The organism is Streptomyces sp. NPDC029159 (assembly GCF_055564055.1).
The window spans coordinates 521,333-534,986 of the sequence record NZ_JBVHWT010000001.1 but is presented as its reverse complement, the minus strand read 5'-3'; the positions used below and the strand labels follow the sequence as shown (position 1 = coordinate 534,986).

The following is a 13,654-nucleotide window of genomic DNA, read 5'->3' as shown; positions in this document are numbered from 1 at the left end:
GCGCCCGCCCGATCTGAGGCGAGGTCGCGCACCCCGAAGGAGGTCAGCGAAGGCAATCAGCGAGCGAAGGTAATCAGCGCAGGCGATCGGCGAAGGGGGTCACGAAAGCGACCAGGGAAGAGGCGGCGCAGCCACTCGACACCCACATCACTCTCTGTAATTATTGCGCTAAGTAACTGGAACGATGCGACCCACGCATTCGTTCACGGAGAGTAATCGAAGCCGCGACGGACCACCCACCCGGCGAACACCGCCGACCGATGACGCTCCAGACAGACCGAACCGCCGACCCGCACTACCCGATAGGCAAACCACACGCCCAGCTCGTACCACCGGCAGTTCGCACTGCCAGCAGTTCGTACCGCCGGTCCGCACGCCCCGAAGGCGACACCTTCCCCAGGGCGCCGCCTGACCCGCTCCCGCTACCCGCTCCCGTACAACCGCTCCAACACCACAGCGATCCCGTCGTCCTCGTTCGACGCGGTGATCTCGTCGGCGACAGCCTTGAGTTCGGGGTGGGCGTTGCCCATCGCGACGCCGTGGGCGGCCCAGGCGAACATGGTGAGGTCGTTGGGCATATCGCCGAAGGCGATGGTGGAGTCGGCCTTGGCGCCCAGGCGGCGGGCCGCCAGGGAGAGGCCGGTGACCTTGGTCAGGCCGAGGGGGAGCAGTTCGACGATGCCGGGTCCGGAGACCGTCACGCCGACGAGGTCGCCGGCGGTGGCGCGGGCGACCTCCGCCAGCGCATCGTCGTCCAGCGTCGGGTGCTGGAGGTAGACCTTGTTGACCGCGGCAGTCCACAGCTCGGCGTGGTCGTCGACGGGGAGGGCCGGGAGCGGGCCCTCCTTGTGGTGGTAGCCGGGGCCGACCAGTACTTCGCCTTCGAGGCCGTCGCGGCTGACGGCGAGTCGCAGCGGGCCGGTCTCCGTCTCGATCTTGGCGATGGCGAGGGCGGCGAGCTGGCGGTCGAGGGTGACGGAGGTCAGCAGGCGCTGTTCGCCCGCGTGGTAGACCTGCGAGCCCTGCCCGCAGACCGCGATGCCCTGGTAGTCGAGCGCTTCCAGTATGTGGCGGGTCCAGGGCACCGCGCGGCCGGTCACCACGATGTGGGCGGCGCCGGCCGCGGTGGCCGTGGCGAGGGCCGCGCGGGTGCGGGGGGAGATCGTTCCGTCCTCCCGCAGCAGCGTCCCGTCGAGGTCCGTCGCGATGAGCTGGTAGGGCAGGGCTGGCGTGGGGGCCGGTCCGGAGGGGGTCACTTGGAGGCGGGCTCCAGGATCTCGCGGCCGCCGAGGTACGGGCGGAGCATGGCCGGGACGCGCACGGAGCCGTCGGCCTGCTGGTGGTTCTCGAAGATCGCGACGATGGTGCGGGGGACGGCGCAGAGCGTGCCGTTGAGCGTCGCGAGCGGCTGGACCTTCGGCTTGCCGTCGACGGTCTCCCGCATCCGGACCGAGAGCCGGCGGGCCTGGAACTCGTTGCAGTTCGAGGCGGAGGTCAGCTCGCGGTACTTGCCCTGGGTGGGGATCCATGCCTCGCAGTCGAACTTGCGCGAGGCGGAGGCGCCGAGGTCACCGGTGGCGACGTCGATGACCTGGAACGGCAGCTCCAGGCCGGTCAGCCACTGCTTCTCCCAGTCGAGGAGGCGGCGGTGCTCGTTCTCGGCGTCGTCGGGCGTGACGTACGAGAACATCTCGACCTTGTCGAACTGGTGGACGCGGAAGATGCCGCGGGTGTCCTTGCCGTAGGTGCCGGCCTCGCGGCGGAAGCAGGGCGAGAACCCGGCGTAGCGCAGCGGCAGCTGGTTCGCCTCGATGATCTCGTCCATGTGGTACGCGGCGAGGGGGACCTCGGAGGTGCCGACGAGGTAGTAGTCGTCCTTCTCCAGGTGGTAGACGTTCTCGGCGGCCTGGCCGAGGAAGCCGGTGCCCTCCATGGCGCGGGGGCGGACCAGCGCGGGGGTGAGCATCGGGGTGAAGCCGGCGGCGGTGGCCTGGGCGATGGCGGCGTTGACCAGGGCCAGCTCCAGCAGGGCGCCGATGCCGGTGAGGTAGTAGAAGCGCGAGCCGGAGACCTTGGCGCCGCGTTCGACGTCGATGGCGCCGAGGAGTTCGCCGATCTCCAGGTGGTCCTTGGGCTCGAAGCCCTCGGCGGCGAAGTCACGGATGGTGCCGTGGGTCTCCAGGAGGGTGAAGTCCTCCTCGCCGCCGACGGGGACGTCGGGGTGGACGAGGTTGCCGAGCTTCTGGAGGAGGGCATGGGCCTCTTCCTTGGCTTCGTCCTGGGCGGCGTCGGCGGCCTTGACGGCGGCGGCGAGTTCGCCGGCCTTCTTCAGCAGCACGGCCTTTTCGTCGCCGGCGGCCTTGGGGATCAGCTTGCCGAGCGCCTTCTGCTCGGCGCGCAGTTCATCGAAGCGGACGCTGGACGACCTGCGCCGCTCGTCGGCGGAGAGGAGTGCGTCGACGAGTGCGACGTCCTCTCCACGGGCGCGCTGGGAGGCGCGCACACGGTCGGGGTCCTCACGGAGCAGGCGAAGGTCAATCACCCTCCCAGGCTACCGGGGCGGACGGCGGGGCTCGACGCGATATTCCTCCGCATGTCGCAATGTCCGTTTTGGGCCGTTTATTCCCTGGGTAAGGGTGGTCGTGTGGAGCCTCCTGGCGTCGCGGCGGGACGGAATGGCGGAGGGAATTCGATGGCATTCCGGACGGGGTGGACGGGGCGTCGTTCGCGTCGCCGGATGGCGGTTTTTCGAGGGCGCCTCGATGGGCCCTGGGAGGGTGTCCGCCGGGCGAGACATGCGGCGCGAGGTGGGGGATTCCGGGGGGCGGGCTGTGGAGAAAAGTCGAGTTGTCCACAGGTGTGGGTGGCGTGGGCATTCTTATCCACAGGCTGTGTGTGAGAACTGTGGAACTCGGAACTTCGCCTTCCGGGTGGCGAATCATTCGCGGTGAATCGGGCACCCAAACCCTCTTCATGCACTCTTTCGGGTGGCGTTACCTAGCCCTAAAGGGCTGATCACGGAAAAAGGGATGACGTGGCTCGGCGTGTGGCGATGTGGGGCGGCGTGGCGGGGTCTGGGCTCGGTAGAGTGATTTGTCCGCTCTGTCCGAATCCCGCGAACGCTTACCCACAGGCACCGGGACGGCCCTGTGGATAACTCTGTGGATAGTCCACAGTGGGGTGGAACGCCCGTGGTGAGGGCGTCGGGACGGGGTCCGTACGGTCTCCCGGCAGTGGCCGGAATCGCCGCTCCGGACGCCTCGCCCCGTCAGGAATCCGCCCCTCTCAGAGGCGGCCGTCCTGGCAGCGGTTGAGCCAGTCGGCGGCATCGGTGAAGGCGGCGTCGGTCATGTCGGGGCGGACGGTGGCCGCGACCTGGTCGGCACGGGGGTACGAGCCGAGGAAGCGGACGCCGCGGCAGACCCGCTTGAGGCCCATCAGGACCTCGCCGACGCGCCGGTCGGTGATGTGGCCCTCGCAGTCGACGGAGAAGCAGTACCTGCCGATGCCCTCGCCCGTCGGCCGGGACTCGATGCGCATCATGTTCACGCCGCGGACCGCGTACTCCTGGAGGAGTTCGAGGAGCGCACCGGGGTGGTCGGCGCGCAGCCACAGGACCAGCGAGGTCTTGTCGGCGCCGGTCGGTGCGGCCGGGCGGGCCGGGCGGCCGACGAGGACGAAGCGGGTGGCGGCGTTCTGTGCGTCGTGGATGTCGGTGACCAGCGGTTCCAGGCCGTAGGTGGCGGCGGCGAACTCGCCGGCGAACGCGCCGTCGTAGCGGCCCTCCTGGACGAGGCGGGCGCCGTCGGCGTTGGAGGCGGCCGACTCCCAGGCGGCGTCGGGGAGTTGGGCGGCGAGCCACTTGCGGACCTGCGGCTGGGCGACGGGGTGGCCGGTGACGGTCTTGACGTCGGCGAGGGTGGTGCCGGGGCGGACCAGCAGGGCGAAGGTGATCGGCAGCAGCACCTCGCGGTAGATCATCAGCGGTTCGCCGGCGGCGAGTTCGTCGAGGGTGGTGGTGACGCCGCCCTCGACGGAGTTCTCGATGGGGACGAGGGCGGCGGCCGCCTCGCCGTTGCGGACGGCGTCGAGGGCGGCGGGGACGGAGACCATCGGCTCCAGCTCACGGGTGGCCGCCTCCGGGAGCGTGCGCAGCGCCGCTTCGGTGAAGGTGCCCGCCGGGCCGAGGTAGGTGTAGCGACTGGCCGACATGCGGGTGTCTCCCTCGCGTTCTTGCGGGGAATGTCCCGCCGAGCTTGCGGGGGACACCCCGCCGATCTCCCTGTGCCGTCACGATACCGAGCCCGCGGCGTGGGCCGGTCGGGTGTCCACAGGGCGGCCACCGCCGGACGCCACCCTGTGGATATCGGAGTCGGATCAGCCCTCCAGCAGCGGCTGGGCCACGTAACCGCCGGACTCCGGGGCGGGCGGGACGGCGTACAGGCCGCTGGCCTCGTGGCGGAGGAAGGGGGAGAGGGCGTCGCCGCGGTCGAGTTTGCGCTGGATCTGGGTGAAGGCGCGCAGCGGGTCGGCCTGCCAGCAGATGAAGAGGAGTCCGGCGTCGGGGGCGCCGTCGTCGCGGAAGCCGTCGTGGTACGAGAACGGGCGGCGGAGCAGGGCGGCGCCCTGGTTGGACTCGGGGGCGGCGATGCGGGCGTGGGCGTTGGCGGGGATGACGGGGAGGCCGTCGGGGCGGTTGGCGTCGAGCCGCATGGGGGTGGTCTCGTCGCCGCCGGTCAGGGGTGCGCCGGTGTCCTTGCGCCGCCCGATGATCTTCTCCTGGTCGGTGCGGGGCCGCTTCTCCCAGTCGTCGAGGAGCATCCGGATGCGGCGGACGACGGCGTACGAGCCGCCGCGCATCCAGGTGGCGTCGGCGTCACGGTCGACGAAGATGCGGGTGTCGAAGTCGGGGTCGGACGGTTTGGGGTTGTTGGTGCCGTCGATCTGGCCCATGAGGTTGCGGGTGGTCATGGGGTGGGCGGTGGCGCCGGGGGTGCGGTTGAAGCCGTTCATCTGCCAGCGCAGCCGGGCGGTGGGGGCGGCTTCCTTCTGGAGGGTGCGCAGGGCGTGGAAGGCGACGAGGGCGTCGTCGGCGCCGATCTGGAGCCAGAGGTCGCCGTTGCTGCGCTTGGGGTCGAGGGCGTCGGCGGAGAAGTCGGGCAGCGGGTCGAGCTGGACGGGGCGCTGCTTCGTCAGGCCGGTGCGGTCGAAGAAGGAGTGGCCGAGGCCGAAGGTGACGGTGAGGGAGGACGGTCCGGCGTCGGTGGCGACGGCGGTGTCGTGGGCCGGGGCGCGTCCTGCCATGAGGTCCTGGGCGGTGCGGGTCCAGCGGCGCAGCAGGGCGCCGGCGGCCTTGCGGTCGGCGTCGGGGGCGAGGTCGAAGGCGAGGAGGTGGCCGTTGGCCTGGAGCGGGGTGGTGATGCCCGCCTGGTGGGCGGCGCGGTCTTCGCGGAAGGGGACGCGGGTGGTGCCGATGGTGGTGAGCGGGGCGGGGGCGTCGCCGCGGGCGGCGGTCGCGCCGATGACGCCGCCGGCGCCGCCGACGACGAGTCCGGCCGCCCCGGCGGCGCCGACGGTGCCGAGCAGACGGCGGCGGGACAGCTCCACGGTGGGCGCGGCACCGGCGGGGGAGGTGCCCGCCGTGGCCGGTGCGGCCGGGGCGGCTGCGGGGCGCGGGGTCTGCGGGGGGACCGGCTTGGCGTCCGGGGTCGCTTCGCGGTTGCCGTGCGGCTTCTTCGTGCTCATCAGTCGATCTTCACGTTCCTGGTTTCGGTCACCTGGTCGATGTCGGAGGTCCGGACGAGGAGGGAGAGCTGCCACCGGCCGGCGACGGGCAGCTGGACGTCGCCGGCGCGCCAGTGGCCCTTGCCGGTGTGGGCGGCGGTCACCGGGAGCGGGCCGAGGTGCTTGGCGCCGAGGGTGAAGGAGACCTTCAGCTCGGGGACGTCCATGGTGGCCCCGGAGGGGTCGGAGAGCCGTACCCGGAGCTGGTTGCCGCCGCCCGCGCGTCCGGGGTCGAGGTCGATGCGGGCGGTGCCCTTGCCGTGTGCGCCGCCGGTGTCGAACGGGATGGTCAGCACCTGTGGCTGGTTGGCGTCGGGGGACCGTTCGGCGCCCGCGGCCTGGAGGGCGGCCTCGGTGCGGGCCGGTTCGGTGCCGGTCAGCACGGTGGTGACGGCGAGGACGAGGACGGCGACGCCCGCCTCGGCCAGCACCGAGCGCCGCAGTCCGAGCCGCTGCGGATCGGCGTCGCGCAGCCGCTTGACGCGGGCGGTGCTCAGCGCGGCCCGCTGCCGGGCGAGTTGGGCGGCCCTTACGGGGTCGGGGGTGTCGGCCTCGGGTTCCGGGGCGGTTGCCCGTACGGGGGCGGGGTCCGGGTTCTCGGGGTCGGTGTCGGGGGCGTCCCGGAGCGCGGGCGCGGGGAGCGCGTCGGCGGTGGTGCGCTCCGGGTGCGCCGTGCGCTCCGGGGCCGGTGCCTGACCGGGAACCGGAACCGTACTGGCCGATGCCGCGGTGCCGGCCTCGGCGGCCCCGGCGGTTTCGGCCCCGGCGCCCGCCCCCGTATCCGCCCGTTCCGTCAGACGTGCCGTCCACCGGCGGGAGACCCAGGCGAGGCCGACGAGCAGGAGCACCAGGCCCGCCTTGAGCATCAGCAGTTGCCCGTAGGCGGTGCCGGTCAGGGCGTGGACGGTGCCGACCTGGCGCCAGGACTGGTAGAGGCCGGTGGCCACCAGGGTGAGGACGGAGGCGAAGGCGAGGCGGGAGAAGCGGCGGACGGCGGTGCGTTCCACCGGCGGCCCCCAGTACAGGGAGACGACGAGGGCGGCGAGGCCACCGAGCCAGGTGGCGACGGCGAGCAGATGCAGCAGGTCGACGGGGATCGCGAGGCCCGGCTGGAGACCGGTGGAGGCGTGTTCGGCGAACGACCAGGTCGCGGCGGTCCCGGTGGCCAGCAGTGTGCCGCCCACGGCGAGTCCGGCGGTGAGCCGCCGCAGCCGGGTCCGGGCCGCGTCGCCCCGGGGGGCGAGGTCCGCCGCGTCACCCGGGGCGGCCCCGTCGCGGTGCTCCGCGACCGCCCGCCGGGTCCGTTCGTACGCCCCGAAGAGCAGGGTGACGAAGAGGGCCGCGCCCGCGAGGAGGAGCAGGCGGGCGGTGAGGGCGATGCCGGTCTTCGTCGGGAGGACGGCGCGGAGGGCGTCGAGGTCGGTGACGTCGGCGAGGTTGCCGGAGCCGGTGTAGGGGCCGCGGAGCAGGAGGAGGGCGAGGGTGGCGGCGGTGAGGAGGACCCAGCCGCCGTGGACGGTCAGCCGCTGCACGGAGCGGACGCCGGCGGCCGCGGGGCGGCACGCCAGGACGAACGCGGCGCCGCCGAAGAGCAGCACGAAACCGGCGTAGGCGAGGTAGCGGGCGACGCCGTAGAGCGCGCCGACCGGGCCGCCGCCCGCCTCCTGCTGCGGCAGCGGTGCCTTGGTGGCGGACGGGGCGCCGATGGAGAAGGTGAAGGCGCCGGAGACCGGGTGGCTGTCGGCGGAGACGGCCTGCCAGGCGACGGTGTAGGTGCCGTCGGGGAGGCCGGGCGGCAGGCCGGTGCCGTATTTGACGGTCTCGCCGCTGCACAGGTCGCGGAGTTTGCCGCGGTCGACGCGGGTGCCGTGCGGGTCGAGGACGCGTACGGAGTCGTCGCCCATCGCGACGCCCTCGGAGAAGCTGAGGGTGACCTGCTCGGGGGCGTGCGCGACCACCGCGCCCTGGGCCGGGTTGCTGCCGGTCAGCGCCGCGTGGGCCTGGGCCGGTGCGGCGGTGGCGAGCAGCAGGCCGCAGAGGGCGACGGCGACGGCCAGCAGGCGCGCGGCCACCGGCCGCCGGAGCCGGGCGGCACCGGGGCGGGGACGGGCGGGCGCGGTGCCGGTGGGCGGCGTCATGGATGCTCCCCTTCGTGTGCGTCGTGTGCGTCGTGTGCGTCGAGTGCGTGGGCGCGGGGCCCGGGTACGGAGCGGACGTACCCGGGCCTACGGGCGGTGGGCCGGGGCGGCGTGCCCTGGGGCGGGCGGCGGACCGGCGTGCCCCAGGGCGGCGGGGCGTGCCCCGGGCGGCTTACTTGCGGGCGTGCCCGGAGTGGTCCATGTGATCCATGTGGTCCATGTCCCCGGAGCCCGCGTCGTGACCGCCGCCGGTGGCGGGCCGGTACGTCGCGGACTTCACCGGCACCTGGACGGTGATCGCGTCGGCCTTGGCGAAGTGCAGCTCGATGGTGACCTTCTGGCCCTCGGCGGGCTTGCGCTTGAGGCCCATGAACATGATGTGGTCGCCGCCGCTGGCCAGCTTCAGTGCACCGTCCGCCGGAACGGGCAGGGAGCTGACGTGTTCCATGGCGTTGCCCTTGGTGGTGTGCAGGGACACATCGTCGGAGAGATCGCTGGTGACGGAGGTGAGCTTGTCGGCGCCACCGGTGTTCTCGACGGTGAGGAACGCCCCGGCCATCTTGTCGGTGACCGGCTGCGGCATGTACGCCCCGGAGACCTTCAGCTGCGGGGCTCTCTTCGCGGCGTCGGGCTTGTCGGACGCGGACGTACCGGAGCCGCCGCATCCGGCGAGGCCGAGGGCGCAGACGGCGGCGAGAGCGGTGGCGGTGAGGGTGCGGCGGTTCACGGGTTCTGCCCCTTGATGAGCTTCGGGAGTGCGGAGGTGTAGTTGTCGGCGGTGGCTTCCTGCATGCCCATCCAGTGGATGCGGTCGTCCTTGGGGGAGGCCATCAGGACCTGCGCGCCGTGGGTGGAGACGACGTCGCCGTTCTTCTTCACCACGGGCTTTTCGATGCCGATGTTGACGTCGCGGGCGCCGCGCTGGATGTCGGCGAACTTCCCGGTCAGGCCGGTGAAGTTCTTGTTGATCCCGCCGAGCCACTTCTTCAGGGCCTGGGGGGTGTCGCGCTCCGGGTCGGAGGTGATGAACAGGACCCGCAGATCGTCCTGTTCGGCCTTGGGCAGCTGCTTCACCGCGACGGCGATGTTGGCCATCGTCAGCGGGCAGACGTCCGGGCAGTTGGTGTAGCCGAAGTAGATGAGGGTCGGGTGGCCCTTGGTCTTCGCCAGCAGGTCGTACGGCTTGCCGTCGGAGTCGGTGAGGGTGAGGTCCGGCTTCTCGATCGGGTCATCGAGCGTGACGATCGGCTTGGCGGTGGCGCCGGAGACCGACGCGGCGGGCTTGTCGCCGCCGTCGTCGTCGGGCCCGCAGGCGGTCAGGGTGAGGGCGGCAGCGGCCGTGAGGACGGCCGCGATCAGGGTCTTTCCACGCATGGCGATATGTCCGGGGGTCGGTGAACGGGGGACCGGGCCGGCGTCGCGGGACGCCGGCCCGGAGGCGGTCAGGCGGAGCGGCGGCGTCCGGCGAACACGCCGAAGCCCACTCCGATGATGCCGACGACGATGCCGACGACACCGAGCACCCGGGCCGTGGTGTCGCTGCCGGAGGCGTCCGCGGCCGCGGTGGAGGCGGCGGGCTCGGCGCCGCCGGCCCCGCCGGCGGGCGGGGTGAGGGCGAGGACCGGTGCCGGGTTCTCCGGCTCCGGGGCGCCCTTCTTCGCCGGTTCGATCCAGCGCACGACCTCCTTGTTGTCGTACGTCTGGAGCGCCTTGAAGACGACCTGGTCGGCGTGGTCGGGCAGCTGGCCGACGGAGAGCGGGAACTGCTGGAACTGGCCGGGGCCGATGCCCTTGCCGTCCGCCGTCCACGTGATCTTCGACGGCGCCTTGTCGATCTTCTCGCCGTGCATCTCCAGCGGCTTGTCCAGCTTCGCCTCGGTGACCTCGACCTTCCAGCCCGGCACCGGCTGCGGCATGACCGACGCCAGCGGGTGGTCGGTCGGCAGGTTCACCTCGACCTTGACCGTCGAGGCGTGGTCGCGCTCGTTGGGGACCTTGATGCTGACGGTGGCGTAGCCGCCCTGTTCGGCGGTGCCGGGCACCACGGTGACGTGCGCGAAGGCCGGCCCGGCCAGGGCCAGCACACCCGCCGCCGCGAGTCCGCCGATCACCGGCAGGCGCCGCGCGATCCGGCGGCCGCGGCGCGGCGCGTCAGGGGTGGTGTCCGGCGTCGTCCCGGGTGTCATCTCAGAAGCCATGGCGAAATGTCTCCACATCGGCGTCATGGGCGTCGGCGTACGGTGCCGACGCCACAAGTGGCAAAAGCGTCAAAGGGGAAGATTTGACGCAGCCGATGACGGCGCGGGAGTCCGGCCCGGTCGGGCGGGTACTGCGCGCGCGTCAGGCCGCGAGGGCGAATCCGGCGGTGCGGACGTGCCCCGGGGCCACGGCGGGCGGGCCCCGCCGGACGACGCTGTGCAGCAGTGCGGGATCCTCCGGCCCGGACGGGCCCGCCGCGTGGGCGAGCGGCGCCGTGGGGCCGGTGCGGTGGCCGGGAAGCCCGGCGAGGAGGGCGCGGACCAGCGTCAGCGCCGAGCGCAGCGCCCCGGCCAGCGCCTGCGCCGCGGCCTCGTGCGCCACCGGCGCGGACAGCCGGATCAGCCGCCACAGCGCCGCCTCGCCACGGCGCAGCAGCCATCCGGCGGCCAGCGCGGCGAGGAGGTGACCGAGCAGCATCGGCAGTGACGGCAGCACGGAGTGCGCCATCGGCGCGCCCGCGAGGTGCCCCATCCCGGCCATACCGTCCGCGCCGCCGCTGCCGAGAACCTCGGCGGTGCGCGGGTCGGACGGGTCGAAACCGTTCTGCGCGACGATGCGGTGCGCCGCTTCGCCGCCGAGCCGTACGCCGTCGAGACCGCAGGTCAGACGGCGGGCGAGGGTGATCACGGTGGCGTCGTCGAGCCGCCCGCCGGCCGCTGCCACGGGCGCCGCACAGTGCTGGCCGGCGGAGAACAGCGCGTGCAGCGCGAGCTGTCCGACGGTGAGCGCCGCGGCGATTCCGGGTAGAGATCGCTCCCGTCCGGCCAACGGGGCGGCGACGACGAGGACGACGCCGCAGCCGGCGGCCAGCGTCCACAGCGGAACGGAGGCGAGGGATCCGGCCATGTGCCCGGTCGCGGCCAGCACGACGCAGACCGCGGTGAACACCGCGGCCCTCAGCAGCCGCAGATCGGCGGCGGCACGCGCGTGGCGGGCGGGGGCAGTCATGGCGGCGCCATCATCCCACCCGCCTTACCGGCCGCCTACGGCAGGTCGGCGCGCAGGGGCGCCCGAGGGGGCCCACCGGGGGACGCCGGGGCGCGCGGGGGCGCACACCCCGGAGCGCACTTACACGGCGCGCTCGGTACTCCGCATCCGCCGAACGAGCGGTGTGCCGCCCCGCGCATGCTTACGTCGCTCCTACGGCGGCAATACGTAACGGTATGTCGAGCCGCGGCCAGGAGGCTGGAGCGATGAGCATGTGGTGGTCACTCCATCTGCGCCGGGAACCGGCGAGTGTGCCGCTTGCCCGGCGACTGCTTCTGGGGGCGATGGAGACCGCCGGGGTCGACCCGGACATCTGCTACGACCTGTCGGTCGCGCTCTCCGAGGCGTGCGCGAACGCCGTGGAACACGGCGGTGGCGAGGACGGCTCGGACTACCGCGTCACCGCCTACATCGACGGCGACACCTGCCACATCGAGGTCAGCGACTCCGGCCCCGGCTTCGTCCGCGCCCCCCGCTCCACCGACCCCACCCTGCTCACCCCGCCCCTCGCCCCCGCCGACGCCGAGGACGGCCGCGGCCTCTTCCTCATCGAGGCCCTCACCGACCACGTCCGCTACGCCACCGGCACCGGCCGAAGAGGCGCCGTGGTGAGCTTCGACAAGATCCTCAAATGGCGCGAGGGCGCAGCGCTGCCGATGGCGTCGTGAGCGACGCGCGACGAGGGCCTTGGTGGGCCCGGGCTTCCGGCTCCGGTAGGTACGTCTTCACCGGGCCTTGATCACGGCTGCCGGTCGGTCCGGTGCGGTCCGGCGCGGGGCGGTGCGGACCCGGTCGTCCGTGAGCGGGGCGTACACCTCCGTTGAAGAGTCGGCTTGATCCGGTGGCGGGCGTGGACGACGCCGGGGCGAAGCCGAGCTGATCCTCGATCCTCGCTGGAGATGAACGAACCGTAGGAGAGCGGCAGTTGAGGTCGGCGTCGCAGGCTGCCCGGTCATGCAGAGTACGGCTCGCAGCCGCCCTCGCCGTACTCATAGGTCGGCGTCGGGCAGACTGAGGCGCAAGAGCGCACCTGGCCGACGGCGGAGTTCCGGAAGAGAGTGACGGCTGACGATGCAGGACCTGACCACGGTCTCCTACTTCGACGGACGGCCCGTGGTTGAGCTGATGTTCACCGCCTACCAGACCTCCTGGGCTGACCGCGCCATATGGATCGGCACCGAGCTCGGTTACGAACCCAGCAGATATGAGTCCTACGGGCGTGGCCACTTCCGACTGACATTCTTCCGGGACGACAGCCCCTCTCCCGGCAGCGGGCGGCAGCGACGCTGGCTCGCATACGGTCCACCGGCGCGTGGTATCCGCCGGGGCAGCCCTGGGACCCTGCGTTGATCCATCCGGAGCTCGCCGCCCGAGCACGCAGACAACTCATGGCATCCGAGGACTGGCACCCAGTTCAGCTGGTCTTCGCATGTGGCCTCCTCGGGGCCGTAATTTTGCCCTTCGCAGGGATCGCCGGCCGTGGCGAGTTCCTTGCCGGCGTCGTGATCCTGGGGGTTCTGGCCCTCGTGGCTTTCACCGCCGGGTCCCACTACAAGCGGAAGTGGCAGCAGAAGAACCTGCAGTTGCTCGAACGGTTCCGCCGGGAGCAAGCCGCACAGGCCCCTGCTCCTCCGTCCGCGCAGTAGTCACCCCGTCGCTGCATCCGGTGCCTGGAAGGAGCCGTAGCGTTCGCCTATCTCCTTGGTGTTGGGGTTGTCCGCCGGGTTGAACGGGGGGATCGGCTCGCCTGGGCGGGCCTTGCGGCCGGCCTCCAGGAAGAGGTGTTCGAAGCCGGCGGGGGTGAAGACGGCGAGCAGTCGGGCGGGGTGTAGTCCGGTGTTGCGGAAGCGGTGGTAGATGCCGCGTGGGACGAAGACGAAGTCGCCGGATCTCACCTCGTAGCCGGTGTCGTCGGCGTACATCTCCAGTTGGCCGGAGAGCAGGTAGAACGCCTCGTCCTCGTGGGTGTGGTTGTGCAGCGGAGGGCCGCCGCCGGGCGGGACCGACGCCTCCAGCATGGCCAGGGCGCCGTGGGTCCCGTCGGCTCCGACCTTCACGGTGTAGACGTCGCCGTTGAGCCACACGGTCGGGCCCTCGCCGGCCTTCACCAGGCGGACTCCGCCGCCGTCCGGGCTGCGCGGCTGCTCGGGAGTGGTCGTGCCGTCGTCCCGCTGGAGGAAACTCATGGTGTTCCTTTCCGTCGTGCCCGTGGCGATGGACCGTGGGTGACCGGGCCGCCCGTGGCGGCCGGCACGGGGCCGGGCCGCCGCCGGGTGCGGGGCGGACCGAAAGCCGTCACAGAACATCAACGCCGCCCGAGGGCGGAGGGGTTTCCTCCGCCCGACGCACCCAAGGGAGGCCCGATGGGAGGGGTTCGTTCCGTCAACACGCGGCAGGAGAAGGGGTGTTGGGCGGGCGTGCGGAACGGCTCAGGCACTCCGGAAAGCGGCAGGTCAGCGGCAAGGCAGCGCCAGGTCAGCGGCGTG

General features: G+C 72.4%; 12 protein-coding genes. 2 read left to right on the top strand and 10 right to left on the bottom strand.

Features of this window, described 5'->3' with window-relative positions:
• Positions 1 to 422 precede the first annotated feature (422 nt).
• From ACZ4U4_RS02435 to ACZ4U4_RS02395, 9 genes are all read right to left on the bottom strand, one after another.
• Positions 423 to 1,256, bottom strand: coding sequence for an HAD family hydrolase (locus ACZ4U4_RS02435; RefSeq protein ID WP_467868454.1), 834 nt, complete (start codon positions 1,254 to 1,256; stop codon positions 423 to 425).
• Positions 1,253 to 2,542, bottom strand: coding sequence for a serine--tRNA ligase (gene serS, locus ACZ4U4_RS02430; protein WP_467868452.1), 1,290 nt, complete (start codon positions 2,540 to 2,542; stop codon positions 1,253 to 1,255). Before serS ends, ACZ4U4_RS02435 begins: the two co-directional genes overlap by 4 nt.
• 743 nt (positions 2,543 to 3,285) lie before the next feature.
• Complete coding sequence (gene pheA / locus ACZ4U4_RS02425; protein ID WP_467868450.1) at positions 3,286 to 4,212, bottom strand: prephenate dehydratase; 927 nt, start codon at positions 4,210 to 4,212, stop codon at positions 3,286 to 3,288.
• Between the two features lie 165 nt (positions 4,213 to 4,377).
• A complete protein-coding gene (gene efeB / locus ACZ4U4_RS02420) occupies positions 4,378 to 5,745 on the bottom strand; it encodes an iron uptake transporter deferrochelatase/peroxidase subunit (RefSeq protein ID WP_467868448.1) in 1,368 nt (455 codons plus the stop codon).
• The gene (locus tag ACZ4U4_RS02415) at positions 5,745 to 7,922 is read right to left on the bottom strand and encodes a copper resistance protein CopC (RefSeq protein WP_467868446.1); all 2,178 of its coding nucleotides are present in this window, start codon (positions 7,920 to 7,922) and stop codon (positions 5,745 to 5,747) included. The genes efeB and ACZ4U4_RS02415 overlap by 1 nt, the downstream gene beginning before the upstream one ends.
• 172 nt (positions 7,923 to 8,094) lie before the next feature.
• Positions 8,095 to 8,649 (bottom strand): copper chaperone PCu(A)C, encoded by a 555-nt coding sequence (locus ACZ4U4_RS02410; protein ID WP_467868444.1) that lies wholly within the window; start codon positions 8,647 to 8,649, stop codon positions 8,095 to 8,097.
• Positions 8,646 to 9,296 (bottom strand): SCO family protein, encoded by a 651-nt coding sequence (locus ACZ4U4_RS02405; RefSeq protein WP_467868442.1) that lies wholly within the window; start codon positions 9,294 to 9,296, stop codon positions 8,646 to 8,648. The genes ACZ4U4_RS02410 and ACZ4U4_RS02405 overlap by 4 nt, the downstream gene beginning before the upstream one ends.
• A 68-nt stretch (positions 9,297 to 9,364) precedes the next feature.
• Positions 9,365 to 10,120: a YcnI family copper-binding membrane protein gene (locus ACZ4U4_RS02400; protein ID WP_467868440.1), complete on the bottom strand. Its 756-nt coding sequence runs from the start codon at positions 10,118 to 10,120 to the stop codon at positions 9,365 to 9,367.
• Between the two features lie 142 nt (positions 10,121 to 10,262).
• Positions 10,263 to 11,129, bottom strand: a complete 867-nt coding sequence (locus ACZ4U4_RS02395; protein WP_467868439.1) for a hypothetical protein — start codon at positions 11,127 to 11,129, stop codon at positions 10,263 to 10,265.
• A 245-nt stretch (positions 11,130 to 11,374) separates the two neighbouring features.
• On the opposite strand from ACZ4U4_RS02395, the gene ACZ4U4_RS02390 reads away from it, so the two are divergent.
• Positions 11,375 to 11,836, top strand: coding sequence for an ATP-binding protein (locus ACZ4U4_RS02390; RefSeq protein ID WP_467868437.1), 462 nt, complete (start codon positions 11,375 to 11,377; stop codon positions 11,834 to 11,836).
• Positions 11,837 to 12,556: 720 nt separating this feature from the next.
• Entirely contained in the window at positions 12,557 to 12,814 is a 258-nt protein-coding gene (locus ACZ4U4_RS02385) for a hypothetical protein (protein WP_467868435.1), read from the top strand.
• Here the strand turns inward: ACZ4U4_RS02385 and ACZ4U4_RS02380 are convergent, their stop codons facing one another.
• A complete protein-coding gene (locus ACZ4U4_RS02380; RefSeq protein WP_467868433.1) occupies positions 12,815 to 13,354 on the bottom strand; it encodes a quercetin 2,3-dioxygenase in 540 nt (179 codons plus the stop codon). It lies immediately after the preceding gene.
• Positions 13,355 to 13,654 lie beyond the last annotated feature (300 nt).